This is a genomic window from Antarctobacter heliothermus (assembly GCF_900188425.1).
GTDB classification, from domain to species: domain Bacteria; phylum Pseudomonadota; class Alphaproteobacteria; order Rhodobacterales; family Rhodobacteraceae; genus Antarctobacter; species Antarctobacter heliothermus.
Window position 1 is genome coordinate 24,675 of sequence record NZ_FZON01000048.1, and the last position, 15,506, is coordinate 40,180.

Annotated in this window: 18 protein-coding genes and 1 pseudogene; 11 read left to right on the forward strand and 8 right to left on the reverse strand. The window is 62.7% G+C overall.

Annotated elements, in window-relative coordinates; translation table 11 throughout:
- Window positions 1-7: 7 nt before the first annotated feature.
- Together CHB90_RS19540 and CHB90_RS26285 are read right to left on the reverse strand one after the other, a co-directional pair.
- Window positions 8-1,045, reverse strand: a complete 1,038-nt coding sequence (locus CHB90_RS19540; protein WP_089279528.1) for a zinc-dependent alcohol dehydrogenase family protein — start codon at window positions 1,043-1,045, stop codon at window positions 8-10.
- A 118-nt stretch (window positions 1,046-1,163) separates the two neighbouring features.
- On the reverse strand, window positions 1,164-1,478 hold the full coding sequence (locus tag CHB90_RS26285) for a hypothetical protein (protein ID WP_141135929.1): 315 nt from the start codon (window positions 1,476-1,478) through the stop codon (window positions 1,164-1,166).
- Between the two features lie 437 nt (window positions 1,479-1,915).
- Here CHB90_RS26285 and CHB90_RS19545 point away from each other — a divergent pair, with 437 nt between their 5' ends.
- Window positions 1,916-2,146, forward strand: a complete 231-nt coding sequence (locus tag CHB90_RS19545) for a ribbon-helix-helix domain-containing protein (RefSeq protein WP_089279529.1) — start codon at window positions 1,916-1,918, stop codon at window positions 2,144-2,146.
- Between the two features lie 17 nt (window positions 2,147-2,163).
- Here CHB90_RS19545 and CHB90_RS19550 read toward each other — a convergent pair whose 3' ends face one another.
- A complete protein-coding gene (locus tag CHB90_RS19550) occupies window positions 2,164-3,144 on the reverse strand; it encodes a membrane dipeptidase (protein ID WP_089279530.1) in 981 nt (326 codons plus the stop codon).
- Window positions 3,145-3,395: 251 nt separating this feature from the next.
- Between CHB90_RS19550 and CHB90_RS19555 the strand changes: the two genes are divergently transcribed.
- Both CHB90_RS19555 and argF read left to right on the forward strand, forming a co-directional pair.
- A complete protein-coding gene (locus tag CHB90_RS19555) occupies window positions 3,396-4,577 on the forward strand; it encodes an aspartate aminotransferase family protein (protein ID WP_089279531.1) in 1,182 nt (393 codons plus the stop codon).
- Between the two features lie 90 nt (window positions 4,578-4,667).
- On the forward strand, window positions 4,668-5,594 hold the full coding sequence (gene argF / locus CHB90_RS19560) for an ornithine carbamoyltransferase (protein WP_089279532.1): 927 nt from the start codon (window positions 4,668-4,670) through the stop codon (window positions 5,592-5,594).
- Between the two features lie 411 nt (window positions 5,595-6,005).
- On the opposite strand, the gene hrpB is transcribed toward argF, so the two are convergent.
- Entirely contained in the window at window positions 6,006-8,465 is a 2,460-nt protein-coding gene (hrpB, locus tag CHB90_RS19565; protein ID WP_089279533.1) for an ATP-dependent helicase HrpB, read from the reverse strand.
- A 155-nt stretch (window positions 8,466-8,620) separates the two neighbouring features.
- On the opposite strand from hrpB, the gene meaB reads away from it, so the two are divergent.
- From meaB to CHB90_RS19585, 4 genes are all read left to right on the forward strand, one after another.
- Entirely contained in the window at window positions 8,621-9,601 is a 981-nt protein-coding gene (gene meaB, locus CHB90_RS19570) for a methylmalonyl Co-A mutase-associated GTPase MeaB (RefSeq protein ID WP_089279534.1), read from the forward strand.
- A 257-nt stretch (window positions 9,602-9,858) separates the two neighbouring features.
- Window positions 9,859-10,146 carry a 50S ribosomal protein L28 gene (rpmB, locus tag CHB90_RS19575; protein ID WP_089279544.1) on the forward strand — a complete coding sequence of 96 codons (288 nt, stop codon included), beginning with the start codon at window positions 9,859-9,861 and terminating at the stop codon, window positions 10,144-10,146.
- A gap of 116 nt (window positions 10,147-10,262) precedes the next feature.
- A complete protein-coding gene (locus CHB90_RS19580; RefSeq protein ID WP_089279535.1) occupies window positions 10,263-10,601 on the forward strand; it encodes a hypothetical protein in 339 nt (112 codons plus the stop codon).
- A 43-nt stretch (window positions 10,602-10,644) separates the two neighbouring features.
- Window positions 10,645-11,130: a copper chaperone PCu(A)C gene (locus tag CHB90_RS19585; protein WP_089279536.1), complete on the forward strand. Its 486-nt coding sequence runs from the start codon at window positions 10,645-10,647 to the stop codon at window positions 11,128-11,130.
- A 29-nt stretch (window positions 11,131-11,159) separates the two neighbouring features.
- On the opposite strand, the gene CHB90_RS19590 is transcribed toward CHB90_RS19585, so the two are convergent.
- Window positions 11,160-11,876 carry an NAD-dependent deacylase gene (locus tag CHB90_RS19590; RefSeq protein ID WP_089279537.1) on the reverse strand — a complete coding sequence of 239 codons (717 nt, stop codon included), beginning with the start codon at window positions 11,874-11,876 and terminating at the stop codon, window positions 11,160-11,162.
- A 45-nt stretch (window positions 11,877-11,921) separates the two neighbouring features.
- Between CHB90_RS19590 and CHB90_RS19595 the strand changes: the two genes are divergently transcribed.
- Entirely contained in the window at window positions 11,922-12,371 is a 450-nt protein-coding gene (locus CHB90_RS19595; RefSeq protein ID WP_089279545.1) for a low molecular weight protein-tyrosine-phosphatase, read from the forward strand.
- Here CHB90_RS19595 and CHB90_RS19600 read toward each other — a convergent pair.
- A complete protein-coding gene (locus CHB90_RS19600; protein ID WP_089279546.1) occupies window positions 12,362-12,541 on the reverse strand; it encodes a CTP synthetase in 180 nt (59 codons plus the stop codon). The two genes, CHB90_RS19595 and CHB90_RS19600, sit on opposite strands and share 10 nt — an antisense overlap.
- Before the next feature lie 141 nt (window positions 12,542-12,682).
- Here CHB90_RS19600 and CHB90_RS19605 point away from each other — a divergent pair, with 141 nt between their 5' ends.
- Together CHB90_RS19605 and CHB90_RS19610 are read left to right on the forward strand one after the other, a co-directional pair.
- Complete coding sequence (locus tag CHB90_RS19605; protein WP_089279538.1) at window positions 12,683-13,540, forward strand: DUF1353 domain-containing protein; 858 nt, start codon at window positions 12,683-12,685, stop codon at window positions 13,538-13,540.
- A 91-nt stretch (window positions 13,541-13,631) separates the two neighbouring features.
- Entirely contained in the window at window positions 13,632-13,910 is a 279-nt protein-coding gene (locus CHB90_RS19610; RefSeq protein ID WP_089279539.1) for a hypothetical protein, read from the forward strand.
- Window positions 13,911-14,008: 98 nt separating this feature from the next.
- Here CHB90_RS19610 and CHB90_RS19615 read toward each other — a convergent pair whose 3' ends face one another.
- Window positions 14,009-14,353 (reverse strand): hypothetical protein, encoded by a 345-nt coding sequence (locus CHB90_RS19615; protein WP_089279540.1) that lies wholly within the window; start codon window positions 14,351-14,353, stop codon window positions 14,009-14,011.
- 116 nt (window positions 14,354-14,469) lie between these two features.
- Here CHB90_RS19615 and CHB90_RS19620 point away from each other — a divergent pair, with 116 nt between their 5' ends.
- Window positions 14,470-15,054, forward strand: coding sequence for an REP-associated tyrosine transposase (locus tag CHB90_RS19620; protein ID WP_089279541.1), 585 nt, complete (start codon window positions 14,470-14,472; stop codon window positions 15,052-15,054).
- Between the two features lie 173 nt (window positions 15,055-15,227).
- Here the strand turns inward: CHB90_RS19620 and CHB90_RS19625 are convergent.
- Window positions 15,228-15,506, reverse strand: a pseudogene (locus CHB90_RS19625) (IS5/IS1182 family transposase); the annotation flags it as partial.

Here is a 15,506-nt window from a genome sequence, read left to right on the forward strand (position 1 = left end):
GACACGCTCAGAACGACGTGATGACCGTCGCGCCGCGCGCCTGAAAGCTGTCCATCGCCATCAGGGCGGGCACGGCATCCGTCAAGGTGATGCGGTCGCCGACCAGACGGTCGGGGCTCAGCGCGCCGCTTTGGATCATGTCCAGCATGGCGCGGTAGCGATGCGCCTGCATGCCGTGACTGCCAAGGATCTCCAGCTCCCACCCGATAACGCGGTCCATGGGCAGGGCTGGGCGGCTTTGTTCGCCCAGCAGCAGGCCGACCTGAACGTGCCGCCCACGCTTGCGCAGCGACAGGATGGAATTGGCACAGGTCTGCGGATGGCCAAGCGCGTCAATCGACAGATGCGCGCCGCCGACGGTCAGGTCATGCACTGCCTGCGGCACGTCACCGTCCAGCGCGTTCACCGTGGCATTGGCCCCCATCTGACGCGCCAGGGCCAGCTTGTCCGTGGCAATGTCCACCGCGACCACCTGCGCGCCCATGGCGCGCGCGATCATGATGGCCGACAGGCCGACGCCGCCGCAGCCATGCACGGCGACCCACTCTCCACCCCGAACGCGGCCCTGATCGACAACCGCGCGAAAGGCGGTGGCAAAGCGGCAGCCCAGGCTGGCCGCCGTGTCAAAGCCCATCGTTTCTGGCAAGGCCACTAGGTTCAGGTCGGCCTGCGGCAGGGCGACAAATTCGGCAAAGCTGCCCCAATGGGTGAAACCGGGCTGAAACTGCGCGTCGCAGACCTGTTGGTGGCCGGCGTGGCATTCCGGGCAAGTGCCGCAGGAGCAGATAAAGGGGACAGTCACCCGGTCGCCTTCGCGCCAGCGGGTCACGCTTGCGCCCACGGCGGCAACGGTGCCGGCCAGTTCATGGCCGGGGACATGCGGCAGGGCAATGTCGGGGTCGTGGCCCATCCAGCCGTGCCAGTCGCTGCGGCACAGGCCGGTGGCGGCCACCTTGATCACGACGCCGCCCGGCACGGGCGCGGGATCTGGCAGAGAGGTGATCACCGGGGCCGCTCCGAAGGCCTCGTAGAGCATGGCTTTCATCTTGGGCTCCGGGTTTTGCTTTGCAGCAAATCGATGTTGCAATCTGCAAGTGAGGTCAAGATCCCGGACCGAAACTCTGCTTTCCGGACGATCCAGAGCGGGGCCCGGATCTGCCCGATCACAGGTCGATGATCGGAGGGAGTGAACGATTGGGTGCATTTCTGCGATAGCCACCCGGATTTACCGGAGCGGGAACACCCTGATCCGGAGTGGTCTGGACATCGGGTGGTTTCTCGGAGCTTTCGGATTGGATCGAATGGCCGACAAGTATCGTCACGGCCAGAATTGTAATGCCAACGAGCACATCGGTTACATATTTTCGCCACCAGTTCGGGGTGAAGAACCCCTCGTGAACGTCTCGTTGGATGGCGCGAACAAGCCGGGGGTCAACCCGGTCAAAGAGTGGGTCAGGGCGATTGGTGTGGACTGGCATGGACCGCCTCCATGTTTTGGGTCGGGGACTGGGGACCATAGGCAAGGGTGTAGGCACGCGGCAGGTGCCTGCGTCCCGTGCCGGGATCGACTGCGGGGGACCGGGAGAAAGGCCGCAATGGGTCGGGGGCTATTCTGCGTGCGATTGGCAAGTTCTTGTTTGAAATCAGCGACATGGACTGGCTCCCAGTTGATGCGGTTTCTCAAGTTAAACGCCACTATATCATATTTAGTGACGAATTGCGCCATTTTTGGTGTTTGGTCACTTTTGGCTGACAATGGCTCACTACTGTTATATTTAAGGATTTCCGTTGACATTAGGGTAGTTTGGCGGGCAAATGAGGTGAAATGGCAGGCAGTCGCGCCTATAAGTCCAGTTTTGAGAAAGTCATATATCCAGAGTGAGCCGGGCGCATGTCCCGGAGATTGGCGTCAAGCATGGCCGCAGCCCGCGAAAAGGACCGCATCACGATTCGTTTGAATGGTGAGTTGGGGGAAATCATCAACGAACTGGTCGAAAAGACACCGGCGCAGTCGCCCACAGATGTGGTGCGCAGGGCGTTGGTCGTCTACCACCAGTTGGCGCAGGCCCATCTGGCCGGGTCACAATTGCTGATCATCACCGAAGAGCCTTCGGGTAACCGCAAGCGCGAGCCGATCTTTCTGTAGGTGATCTGTCGCGCGCGTCAGGCCGGTCCGAAACCTGTCTCATAAAACCGCAGCCAGTTGCCGCCAAGGATGCCCTCGGTCTCGCCCCGCGAGAATCCGACGTCCCGCAACCCGTCCCGGATGTTGTCCCAGTCTCGATTGTCTTGAAACCAGTCGGGCATCGGCGGAAAGCCGGGGGCCGATGCGGACCCTTCGCCATAGTCGATGCCCTTGGTCCAGCGCCCGACGCGCATCCATTCGACCACGCTGTCGGGCTGGTCCTGGCACAGGTCGCTGCCAATCCCGAGGTTTTCGGCGCCGTAACGGTCTGCCGCCTCTGCCACCATCTCGCAAAAGCTGGTGAGGGTGCAGTTGGTGCCGCCCGCCAGGTGATGCGGATAGAGAGAAAAGCCCAGCATCCCGCCCGAATTGGTCAACGCGCGCAGGACCTCATCCGATTTGTTGCGCAGCGCGGTATGCCACCAGTCTGGGTTGGCATGGGTGATGGCAATGGGGCGGGTGGAATGGTCGATCGCTTCCAGCGTGGAGCGCTCTGCCGAATGGCTCATGTCGATCACAAGGCCGACTCGGTTCATCTCAGACACCACGGCGCGGCCCATGCGGGTCAGGCCGGTGTCGTCTTCCTCATAGCAACCAGTCGCCAGCAGCGATTGGTTGTTGTACGTCAGTTGCATGAACCGCACGCCCATCTGGTGCACGATCTCGACCAGCCCGATGTCGTCCTCGATGGGGGACGGGTTCTGAAAGCCGAAGAAGACGGCGGTGCGCTTAGACTCTTGTGCCTCGCGCACATGATGCGCCTCTGTTCCGCGCAAGATCAGGTCGGGGAAACGCTCAAACCAACGGTTCCAGCGTTCAAGGTTGGCCACCATCTCCCGAAAGCTTTCGTGATAGGCGATGGTGACGTGGATCGCGTCCACCCCACCGGCGCGCAACTGACGAAAGACCTTTTCGGAGAAGTTGCAGTACTGGAGATTGTCGATAAGGGGCGCTGTCATGGCGTGACGCTAACGATGCCCGCCGGGCCGCGCAATGGTGGCAGGATTGCAAATGCTTGCGCGGTTGCGGAAATGCTGTATGAGCAGGGACATGATGACAATGGTCCAGATCCGACGAGGATAACACCTCTTGATCTCCTCGCCCCCCGTGTGGCGCGGGCGCGTCCGTTGAATCATAATCCCCTTACAACTTGACTCGGCCCAAGGCGCTTGCCACCAATCGGGCCTCTTATCCCCCTGAGGACAGCGACATGATCCCCTCCGTTCTGCCGACCTACAACCGCGCGCCCCTGCATTTCGTGAAGGGCGAAGGCTGCTGGCTGTTCGAGGAAGACGGGCGACGTTTTCTGGACCTCGGGTCCGGCATCGCCGTGAACGTGCTGGGCCATGCGCATTCGCCGCTGGTCGCGGCGCTGACCGAGCAGGCGAACAAGCTGTGGCATGTGTCCAACCTGTATGAGATCCCGCAACAGCAGGCGCTGGCGGACAGACTGGTCGAAACGACGTTTGCCGATACGGTTTTTTTCACCAACTCCGGGACCGAGGCCTGCGAACTGGCGGTCAAGATGGCGCGCAAGTACTGGTACGAAAAGGGCCACCCGGAAAAGACCGGCATCCTGACCTTTGATGGCTGTTTCCACGGTCGGTCCTCTGCTGCCATCGCGGCCTCCGGGTCGGACAAAATGGTCAAGGGCTTTGGCCCGGTGCTGGGCGGGTTCAAGACGCTGCCTTGGGGCGATCACGACGCATTGCACGCGGCGATCGACGACACCACGGGCGCGATCCTGATCGAGCCGGTGCAGGGCGAGGGCGGCATCCGCACGCTGCCCGACCAATGCCTGAAGGGGCTGCGCGACTTGTGTGACGAAAAGGGTCTGCTGCTGATCCTTGATGAGGTGCAATGTGGTGTCGGACGCACCGGACGTCTGTTTGCCCATGAATGGGCGGGCATCACGCCGGATATCATGATGATCGCCAAGGGCATCGGCGGGGGCTTTCCTTTGGGGGCGGTGCTGGCCACGGAAGACGCCGCCTGCGGTATGGTCGCGGGCACCCACGGGTCGACCTATGGCGGCAACCCGCTGGGTTGCGCAGTGGGCAAGGCGGTGCTGGACATCGTGTCCGACCCTGACTTTCTCGACGATGTCCGCGCACGCGCGGGTCTGCTGCGGCAAAAACTGGAAGGGCTGGTTGCAGCGCATCCTGGTGTTTTCGAAGGCGTCCGAGGCTGCGGCATGATGCTGGGTCTCAAGTCCAAACTGCCGCCCGCGGATGTTGTCAAGGCCGGGTATGCTGCTGAGGTCATCACCGTCCCGGCGGCAGACAATATCGTGCGGCTGCTGCCGCCGCTGAACATCACCGAAGATGAGATTCAAGAGGCGTTCAACCGTCTCGACACCGCCGCCACTGCGCTGGAAAGCCAACCCGCCTGAGTGTTTTCGGGCCTGAAATATCTACGGGGAGACGCCGTCAGGCGACCGGGGGCAGCGCCCCCATCCCCTTCAATAAAGAAGAAAAACGCGATGAATCATTTCCTCGACATTCACAAGACCGACAAGCCCGATTTGCGGTCCATTATCGACAACGCCATGGCGATGAAAACCGCCCGTCAGGGGCGGCCCAAGGCCGCCCCTGACGACGACCAGCCGCTGGCCGGTCGGATGGTCGCCCTCATCTTTGAAAAACCGTCGACCCGGACGCGGGTTTCGTTTGATGTGGGCGTGCGCCAGCTAGGCGGACAAAGCATGGTTTTGTCAGGCAACGAGATGCAGCTGGGTCACGGCGAGACCATCGCCGACACGGCCCGCGTGCTGTCGCGCTATGTCGATCTGATCATGATCCGGACGTTTGACGAGTCGGTGCTGGATGAAATGTCCGAATATGCCAGCGTGCCGGTGATCAACGGGCTGACCGACAGGTCGCATCCCTGTCAGATCATGGCCGACATCCAGACATTCGAAGAGCATCGCGGCCCGATTGCCGGAAAAAAGGTGGTCTGGTGCGGTGACGGCAACAATGTCTGCACCTCGTTCCTGCATGCCGCCGGGCAGTTTGGTTTTGACCTGACCTTTTCCGGTCCGGTGCAACTGGACCCCGAGATGGAATCCGTGGGCTGGGCGCGCAATGAGGGCCGGACCATCACTATTGAACGCGATGCGATCAAGGCGGTCGAGGGTGCGGATCTGATCGTCACGGACACTTGGGTGTCGATGCACGACGCCCAAAGCTCGCGCGAGCGGCGGCACAACATGCTGCGCCCGTATCAGGTGAACGCCCGCCTGATGGAGGCGGCCAAACCCGACGCACTGTTCATGCATTGCCTGCCCGCGCACCGCGAGGAAGAGGTGACATCCGAGGTCATGGACGGCCCGAACTCTGTCATCTGGGATGAGGCAGAGAACCGCCTGCACGCGCAGAAGGCCATCATGCGTTGGTGTCTGGACGTCTGACGGCGGTCTTTCACGCGCCCCGACTGCCGCGCCTGCGCGCGCCAGCGGCCCGCCCTTCAGCCACGCTGCGACCTTGGCGTGCCGTCTGGCAGGGCGGCGGTCTACTCGGGGAACAGAGCGATACCCTGTCGGATGGTATGGGCGCTGAAACGGCGACGCCGCAGTCCTTGCCGTAGGTCACGACCTGCCCATTCCTGCCGGGCGTGGGCAGGATGGCGTTGCAGGTCGGGCCCTCGACCTGGGCCCGATCTGGCGATGACATGCGTGGCGATGGCAGCAGTGTACGACCATCGGCACGCTGGGCATCTGGCAAGTGACGGTCTCGCAGGCATTGAGGCCCAGAGCATGAGGTGTCTCGTTTTGATCCGGCTAGAGTACCATATTGCCATGGCTGCAGGAACGCGGTGAGCTTCAGGTGCCGCGCGGCTTGGCCCGCAATGTGGGATCCGCCTGTGTCGGGTCTTCTGGCCAGGGGTGCCGGGGATAGCGCGCCCGCATGTCCTTGCGCACATCCGCATAAGAGCCGGACCAGAAGCCGGGCAGGTCCATGGTTGTCTGGACCGGGCGATGGGCGGGAGACAGCAGGGTAACCTTCAGCGGCGTTCGGCCCACCATCGGATGCGTCTTCTGGCCAAAGAGTTCTTGCAGGCGAAGACTGATTTCCGGATGGTCGCCGGAATAGTCGATCGGAATCTGGCGGCCAAGTGGTGTGGTGAAATGAGCGGGCGTGACGGACTCCAGTGACTGGAGTTGGTTCCAATCCAGCATTGCGCGAAGGGCGGGCAAAAGATCGAGCCGTTTCCAGTCGGCGGCGCTGCGCACGCCGGTCAGGTAGGGCAACAGCCAGGTGTCGATGGTGCCAAGCAGTGCCTCCGGGGACATGTCCGGCAAGTCTTGACCGGCGTCCCGCGCCAATGCCACTCGGGCGGTAAACCGGCGTTCGGCGTCCGACAGCGTGATGCCGAGGTCGCGGACGCCGTCAAGCATGGCGCGGGCAAGCGCTATGTCGGGGGCATCTTTCCAGATGCGGTCGTCCAGCGCGATTGCCCCCAACCGTTCCTGTTGCCGCGCGATGACACGGCGGTCGCGTTTCGACCATTCGCAGAGGTCGGTCCAGGTGATCCGTTCCTCGAACAGCGTGCGGATTTCGGCAAGGGAGATGGCAATGGCTTGCCGGATCTTTGCTTCACGCGGGTTGCCGTCCGTGTCGGTGACGACGACCAACCGCTCTTTGGCCAGTGGATCGTGATCCTCCATGACCGCGCCTTTGCCTCCGGACAATTGGTAGCGTGCGCTGTCGCCCGCGCGGCGCAGACCGATCCGATCCGGATAGGCCAGAGCCGCCATTTCGGCAGCGGTATAATTCTCTTTTGGGGCAGGACGTTCAGGGGCACGTTTCATGCTTTTGGTGAGGCGTCTGGCCTCTGTCTTGATCCGTTCCAGCGCGGCGCGGTTGATTTGTTCGGGACGCCGCCGCGAAAATCCCTGTGAATCACGCAGAGCATCGAGCCGTAGCGAGAGGTCCGAGGATGCCCCTGTGAGTGGATCGCGATCAGACAAGAGGGCCGCCAGATTGACCGCGTCTTGGCCGCAAAGAGTCAGCATATGTGCAAGTCTTGGATGGAGGGGGAGCCTGCATAGAGCCCGTCCATGGGCTGTGATCAGCATCTCTGCATCCAATGCGCCCAACATTTGCAACAGCGCCTGGGCCTCGGCGCAGGCGCGTTCCGGCGGCGGCGTCAGAAAGGGTAATTGCGCCGAATCTGCCCCCCAGAGAGCGATTTCAAGCAGGAGACCGGCCAGATCTGCATTTTCGATTTCCGCAGGCGGGAAGGGGCTTAGCCCGCCTTCTTCACCCTTTGTCCAAAGTCGATATGCCACGCCGGGGGCAATACGGCCCGCACGTCCAGCGCGCTGGGTCGCTTCGGCGCGGGTGACACGTTCAGTCACCAGCCGGGACATGCCGGACCCGGGGTCGAACCGTGCGCGGCGGGCCTTGCCGCCGTCGACAACGACGCGGATATCCTCAATCGTGAGCGAGGTTTCCGCTATGGATGTGGCAAGCACCAGCTTGCGGCCGGTTTGCTCTGGACGGATGGCCGCGCGTTGGGCCGAAAGATCCATCGCCCCGAATAGCGGGCGCAAGTGGGTGTCGGGCGGCAGGCGAGATTTCAGCAGTGCCTCGGTGCGGCGAATCTCACCCTCGCCGGGAAGGAAGGCCAAGATGCCGCCTTGGGTTTCCTGATGCGCCTGAAAGATGAGATCGGCCAGAGCCGTGTCGAACCGGGTGCGTTTTGCCAGCGGCTGCGGCAGCCAGCGGGTATCGACCGGGAAGGCACGGCCCTGCGATGTGATGACGGGAGCCTGCATTAAATCCGCCACCGGCTGGGCGTCCAGCGTCGCTGACATGGCGATCAGGATCAGATCGTCCCGCAGGGCGTCCGTGATTTCGAGGCACAGCGCGAGGCCAAAGTCGGCATTCAGAGAGCGTTCGTGAAATTCATCAAACAGAACCGCGCCGACGCCGGTCAGTTCCGGATCGGACTGGATCATGCGGGTCAGGATGCCCTCTGTCACAACTTCGATGCGTGTCCGTTTCGAGACTTTGGAATCGCCCCGGATCCGGTAGCCGACGATTCCGCCCGGGGATTCGCCCAGTTGTTCGGCCAGACGCTGTGCGGCGGCGCGCGCGGCAAGACGGCGGGGTTCCAGCATGACTATGCGGCCATCGGTCAAACGCGCGTCAAGCAATGCAAGCGGGACACGGGTTGTCTTGCCCGCGCCGGGCGGGGCCTGCAGGACGGCACGGCCGCAGGCGCGCAGGGCGGCCATGAGATCCGGCAGGGCGTCTTCGATGGGGAGGCGTGTCATGGGGTCGCTTTAGCCGATGGGGCGGGCGTTTGGCCAGTGAGGGCAAGGGGGCGCTGCCCCCGTCTCCCTGTGGTCGACTCCCCCGGGATACTTCAGGCCAGAAGAAGCTGAAGCGTGGTCTGGACTTTTATTGGTGCGCGCGGGATGAAACAGGGATGGATATTGACGACCTCAAGACCCGCATCCTGGCGGGCGAACGGCGGGCGCTGGCCCGGGCGATCACACTGGTGGAAAGCGGGCGGGCGGATCATCGTGCGCAGGCGCTGCATCTGCTGGAAGGTTTGAAAGGACATGGCCGCGAAGCCTTGCGCGTGGGGCTGTCGGGGACGCCGGGGGTGGGCAAGTCCACCTTTATCGAAACTTTTGGTCTGATGCTGACGGCGCAGGGGCTGAAGGTTGCGGTTCTGGCGGTCGATCCGTCGTCGGCCCGGTCCGGCGGATCGATTCTGGGGGACAAGACGCGGATGGAGCGGCTGTCGCGGGATCGCAATGCGTTTATCCGGCCGTCCCCGTCGCAAACGCAACTTGGCGGGGTGGCGCGGCGTACACGCGAGGCAACAGACCTGTGCGAAGCGGCGGGGTTCGACGTTGTGTTGATCGAGACCGTGGGGGTCGGACAGTCGGAAACCATGGTGGCCGAGATGTCGGATCTGTTCCTGTTGCTGCTGGCACCTGCGGGCGGGGATGAATTGCAGGGCGTCAAGCGCGGCATCATGGAAATGGCCGATATCCTGCTGGTCAACAAGGCGGATGGGGATCTGAAAGCGACGGCGCTGCGGACCTGTGCCGATTATGCCGGGGCGTTGCGTCTGTTGCGCAAACGCCCGCAAGACCCCGAGGGCTTTCCCAAGGCGATGACCGTATCAGCGCTGGAGGACACCGGGCTGGCGAAGGCCTGGGATGAGATGCAGTCCCTTGCGGAATGGCGGCGCGACACTGGCCATTTCGCGGCGCGGCGTGCGGCGCAGGCGCGATTCTGGTTCAATGCGGAGGTGCGCGAGCGTTTGTTGGCGCGATTGTCCCGTGAACCTGTGAAAGGGGCGATGGCGGCGTTGGCGCGGCAGGTTGAGGCAGGCGATCTGACACCCACCGCGGCGGCAGAGGAGTTGTTGCGCGATCACTTGCAGATGGACTGATTGCGGGGTCGCAGATGGGGCGTGGCTCGGGGCGGTGCCAATGCGGCTGCGCAAAGCCGCAGGTCGGCACTTGATGAATCGCAACAGGCCCTTGACGAACCCTGCGCATCTGCATATGCACCGTCGAACCAGATTCCGGGCGCCCCCCGATCCAACAAACGGGCGGCGCCTTTTGATATTGGCAGGGCGGAACCTCCCCCTGCATGGATGAGACCGGCGGGGCAAAGGCCTTGCCACCAGTGGATGAGGACGAACCGATGTCGCGTGTGTGCGAACTGACCGGCAAAGGCCCCATGGTGGGCAACAATGTGAGCCACGCCAACAACAGGACCCGGCGCCGTTTTCTGCCGAACCTGAATGACGTGACCCTCCAGTCCGAGACTTTGGGCCGTGGCGTCAAGCTGCGCATTTCTGCCCATGCTCTGCGGTCGGTTGACCACCGTGGCGGTCTGGACAAGTTCCTGGCCAAGGCGAAAGATACCGAGCTTTCGGATCGCGCCCTGAAGGTCAAGAAAGAGATCAAGACAGCACAGGCTGACGCCTGAAGCTATCTGACGATGGACAGTGATAGCAGCCTCGCGCCAACTGGTGCGGGGCTGTTTCCTTTTGTCGCTTTGGTCACATCTGACAATGCCAATATATCGAGCGCATGAAGAAGCGTATGCGACCCTTGTTTGGCATTGTGCTGGCGGTCATTCTGGCCGTGACCAGCCAGTCGGCCGCGTTTGCACGCGGTCAGGCGGGTCCGGCGGGCACGATGGTGATCTGCCGCGGTCTGACCGTGTCGACCGTTTTGGTGGACGCGGACGGGCAGCCGATGCAGGTGCAGCATATCTGCCCCGACGCTGCCTTGGCGCTGTTTGTCGCAACAGGCATGGTCCCGCCGCCGACAGCGCGTTCGTTGGTCTGGCGGTCGGTGACGTGGGATGCGCCGCCTCAAGTGAGCGGTTTGCTGGTATCGATAGCTGCGCGGGCCCGGGGCCCGCCCGCTTTTCTCTGACGACGTGTTGCGAAACCTGACAGAGAAACCTGAGGATACCAAAATGAACCTGAAGACCCTTTTCGTCGGCGCTGTTGCGCTGTCTCTTGCCACTCCTGCCCTTGCCGACATCGTGATCAAAGACCCCTATGCGCGCAGCTCTGGCCCCACGGCCAAGGCCGGTGCTGCCTTTATGGTGATCGAAAACACCGGCGCCGAGGATGACCGGCTGATCGGCGCAAGCTCTGAGATCGCGGTGCGTGTCGAATTGCACACGCACAAGGACATGGGCGAGGGCGTCATGCGCATGATGGAAGTGGAAGAAGGCTTTGCCGTGCCCGCCGGGGGCACCCACATGCTGCAGCGCGGTGGGGACCATGTGATGTTCATGGGCCTGAACGGGCCGATGGAGCAGGGCGAGGCCGTCACCGTCACGCTGACCTTCGAGAAGGCGGGCGAGATGGTGGTCGAGATCCCCGTCGACCTGGAGCGCAAGCCGATGCACGGCATGGGAGCGGGCATGGGCCACGGCATGGGCGCCAGCAACTAGGCCCCGCCAAGACGGGGCGCAGTCCCGTCCTACACAAACGGCAGGCGGCGCGCGCCGCCTGTCAAAAGGCTATCCACCCAGCGTGGCACGATATCGGTTGCGGGTCCGATATGGTGGCTGTCAAACGCGCGTGAGATTTCAGTCCGGTCCAGATTGAGTTCGACCGTTTCGGCCCCGGATTGCGCCGCTTCAGCCACGAACCCCGCTGCCGGGTAGACCTGACCTGAGGTTCCGATGGCTGCAAAGATCGCGCAGTCTTGCAGGTGCTTGTCGATCGCTTCCATGTGATAGGGTATCTCCCCGAACCAAACGATGTCCGGGCGAGCGGCGGGCGCGTGGCAGTGAGGGCACATGTCCTGTGGTGTCATTTCGGACGGGGCAGGCCAGCGGTGATCGCAGGCGGCGCACAGCGCTCCGGTCAGGATTCCGTGCATGTGGATCGCGGTTGCGCCCGCCTTTTCATGCAGTCCGTCTACGTTTTGCGTGACAAGGATGACTTCGTCCGGCCAGCGCTGCTGAAGCCGCGCAAGGGCGTCGTGGGCGGCATTTGGCGTAGCTTCGGCAGCCTGCTGGCGGCGCGCGTTGTAAAAGGCATGGACCAGGCGCGGATCACGGGCAAAGCCCTTTGGCGTGGCCACGTCCTCGATCCGGTGTTGCGCCCAAAGCCCGCCTTCATCGCGAAAGGTGCCCAGCCCGCTTTCTGCCGACAGGCCCGCCCCGGTCAGTATGACGATCTTTCCGCTCATCACGGCTCCCTTGCTGAAAAGTGTCCCGGTCGGTAGGACCAGATGATGTCCCACCGTATCCTCTTTGTCTGTCTCGGCAACATCTGCCGGTCCCCGACCGCCGAGGCCGTCGTGCGGGCCAAGGCGGACGCTCAGGGGGTGCCCGTTGAACTGGACAGCGCCGGAACCGGTAACTGGCACAGCGGCGCGCCGCCCTATGGTCCGATGCAGGATGTGGCCCGGGCGCGAGGATATGACATGTCAGACCTGCGCGCCCGCCAAGTGTCCTCTGACGATTTCGGTCGCTTCGAACTGATCGTGGCGATGGACGCACAGAACCTGGATGACCTGAACGCCCTTGCGCCGAGGGCGGGCGGGGCGCGCATCAGGCTGATGACCGATTTTGCTGCCAGCGGTGACGCGACGCAGGTGCCCGATCCCTATTTCACACGGGACTTCGATGGCGCGTTGGATTTGATTGAGCGTTGCGCTGACGGCCTGTTGCGTCAGTTGTAGAGACGGCGCGCGACAAGCCAGGACACGGGGGCGGCCAACACAAAACCGACCGCCGCCGCGATGAGGATCGGCATGAGCGTGTCATGGCCCGCCACAAGAACGGCGATGATCATCGTTCCGGCAAGGCTGGTGGAAATCAGAGAATAGAGCAAACTGGCCAAACGAAACATGGCATTCTCCTGAACTGCATAAGTGTGCGACACATAGTGTTGGCGGCATGCGAATTCCTTGATCTGGGTCAGGCGCGGCTTGATCGGCACGCGGGACTGCCGTATTTTCCCGACAACGAATTTGACCAAACGGATAGTCCCATGCGCAACTTTGCTATTTTGACCGCTTGCGCTCTCGCGCTCGCGGCCTGCGATACAACGGGCTACATTGCCCAGAGCAGCCGGGCCGACGCGCCGGAACTGTCCTGTCTGACCCGGCCACAGGGGGGGTGTACCTTTAGCCAGTCGCCCCTGCGCGTCCTGCCAGAGCCGGTCGAATTGCCAAAACGTCCCTACAAGTTCTTTCCCACAGCCGGGCCGCTGAACTTTGTCGATGCGCGGGGCAACAGTTGGGTGGCTCCGCCGCGAACGCTGACTGACGGCGCATCGATCCCCAAGATATTTGTCTCGATTGTTGGCGATCCGACCGCGCCAGAGTTCATCAATGCGGCGGCCGTTCACGATGCCTACTGTGGCGTCGGGAATGAATCGGGGGCCATGTTCCATCGTGCCAAATGGGAAGACGTACATGTCATGTTCTATGACGGCCTGATTGTTGGCGGCACGCCAGAGATCCGCGCCAAGATCATGTTCGCGGCGGTCTGGCTGGGGGGACCGCGATGGGCACCGCCTGCGGGGGCTGTGGTGTCGACACAGGGCCGGGCCGACGGGCGTTCGGTTTCCTACGTCAACCCGTTGGATCGGGTGCCGATCCCGCGCAAGCAAGAGGCGATGCGCCGGGTCAAAAGCTATATCGAGTCCACCCGCCCGCCGCTGCCGCGCCTGATCGCCTACCTTCGGCAAGTGGAACGCGAGATGTTGCAGGAGGTCTGGTCGCTGGCCTACGAAGAAGGCCAGAATGGCGAGACCGACTACTTTGAGGAAACACCGGAAGACGACTACGCCCCGGACGTGGGATATCCGGAGGAACCGGACGGGACCACGGGACTGGGCGAGTAGCGCGCGCCGCGCGAAAATGATCAGGATCAATGCGGTTCCCGAGAGGGCGACTATGCTCGCCTGCCAAGGCATTCACCTTGGGAGACGTGACATGATCACGCTGGACGACATCGAAGACATGACCTGCCTCAGCCGCGAAGAGATCGAGGCGGTGGCCGAACATGATGGCCTGCCGGACGTCAACGCGACCTGTCTGGCCGAATATATGATGCATGAGCATCACGGGGCGGCCAAGCTGCAGCAGATGATTTGCGAGGATATTCGCGAGGCGCTGCATAAGGGAAACAAGGCCCACGCCAAGGATCTGTACGTCGTGCTGCATCACTTCTTGCGGGCGCATCCCGAGGCGGCGCGGGGGGCGCAGGCCTGAGGGTGTGTCTGGCGCTGTCCACGCGTGGACAGATTCCCCCCCGTTAAAAATCAAGGGGTTACAGAGGCGGTTTTACCTGCGCTTAACCTTTGACCGGCTCAGAGGCCGGGACAGATATAGACGATGGTCAGACCCGGACCGGCCAAAGCGATGGCGTAGCTGGTGCCGGTCTCGCCTGAAAAGGGCACGGGCTCAGGCTCACTGCTGGGGGCGGGACCAGGCAGGATCTGCCCCGCGCTGGTACGGATGACGATCGCGCCGGGTCCAAGGTTATAGAGCGTCCATGTATGCGCCGGCGCGTTCATCGGGATGGACAACGCGGGATCGTTCAGATCATGACCAAGGCATTCCTGCGGCTGCGCGGCCAGAGGGGCGGCAACGGGGCCGACCAGGGCCATGACCAGCGCCGAGGTGGACACCAAGGATGTGCTTTTGCGGAACATGCGAGACTCTCCCCCCGTATGGGATGCGGAGAGTAGTGCGTTGCGGCTTGGGGGGCAATGATGGGGAGGGGGCGTGGTTTCACGGACCATTAACCCTCTTTGGGCGAGGATGGCGCATGTCCCGCTACATCCGTCCCAAGGTTTCCGGCGCGCGCGTGTTCTTTACGGTCACTCTTGTGGACCGTGGAAGCGACTCATTGGTGCAGGAGGTTGACCTCTTGCGGGATGCGGTGCGCAGGACGCGGGCCGAGCGGCCATTCGAGATCGAGGCTTGGGTGGTCCTGCCGGATCACCTGCATTGCATCTGGCAGATGCCTGCGGGGGACAGGGCGTATGGCCGACGATGGGGGGCAATCAAGGCGCGGTTCACGATGGCGGTGCGGGAAAAATATGCCTCTGATGATGGGTGTAGGCCGGGCTTAAGCCCGGCTTACCCAAAGATGCCAAGTGAATTGCCCGTTGTTCGGTCTGGGCGGTTTGCCGGGCTGAAGCCCGGCCTACGGGAGACCAAGCGCGAAGCGGCTGTTTGGCAGCGGCGGTTCTGGGAGCATCATATTCGGGACGAGGCGGATTTCGCGGCGCATCTACGGTATTGTTGGATCAACCCGGTGAAGCATGGGTTGGTCGAGCGGGTTGAGGATTGGCCGTATTCGTCTGTGCATCGGGATGCGCGGTTTAAGGCGGGGATGGATTTGGCATAGGTGCGTGATTTCACGCACCTATGGATGCGGCGGAGTGGTGCGTGCGAGCACGCACCTGACGCTTGCTGGGCTTGGATCAAAGTTCAATTGATTTCTTGATCACTTTTTCATCTTCGACGGGCTTTGTTGCGCAAAGTCGGTAACGTCCGGAGTTCCCCTTTCCCCGGACGCAATTATCCCACAGGCTCTGTGACGGGTATGCCGAGCGCGGTGTAGCCGTTGAGCACGGCGGCGCGGATCTGAAGTTCGGCGACCTGACGATCGAAGTCGCGCGCCATGAGGCTCTGCCCCAGCAGCTTCACGCAATGCATCTTCGTCTCGGCGCGGCTTCGTCGGTGGTATCCGCTCCATTTTCTCCAGATGGCGCGGCCAAGGTATTTCGAAGCGCGCAGCGCCTCGTTCCGAGCGATAGCCCCTGCAGTCGATGGCTTCCACGGCTTGGCATTCTTGCG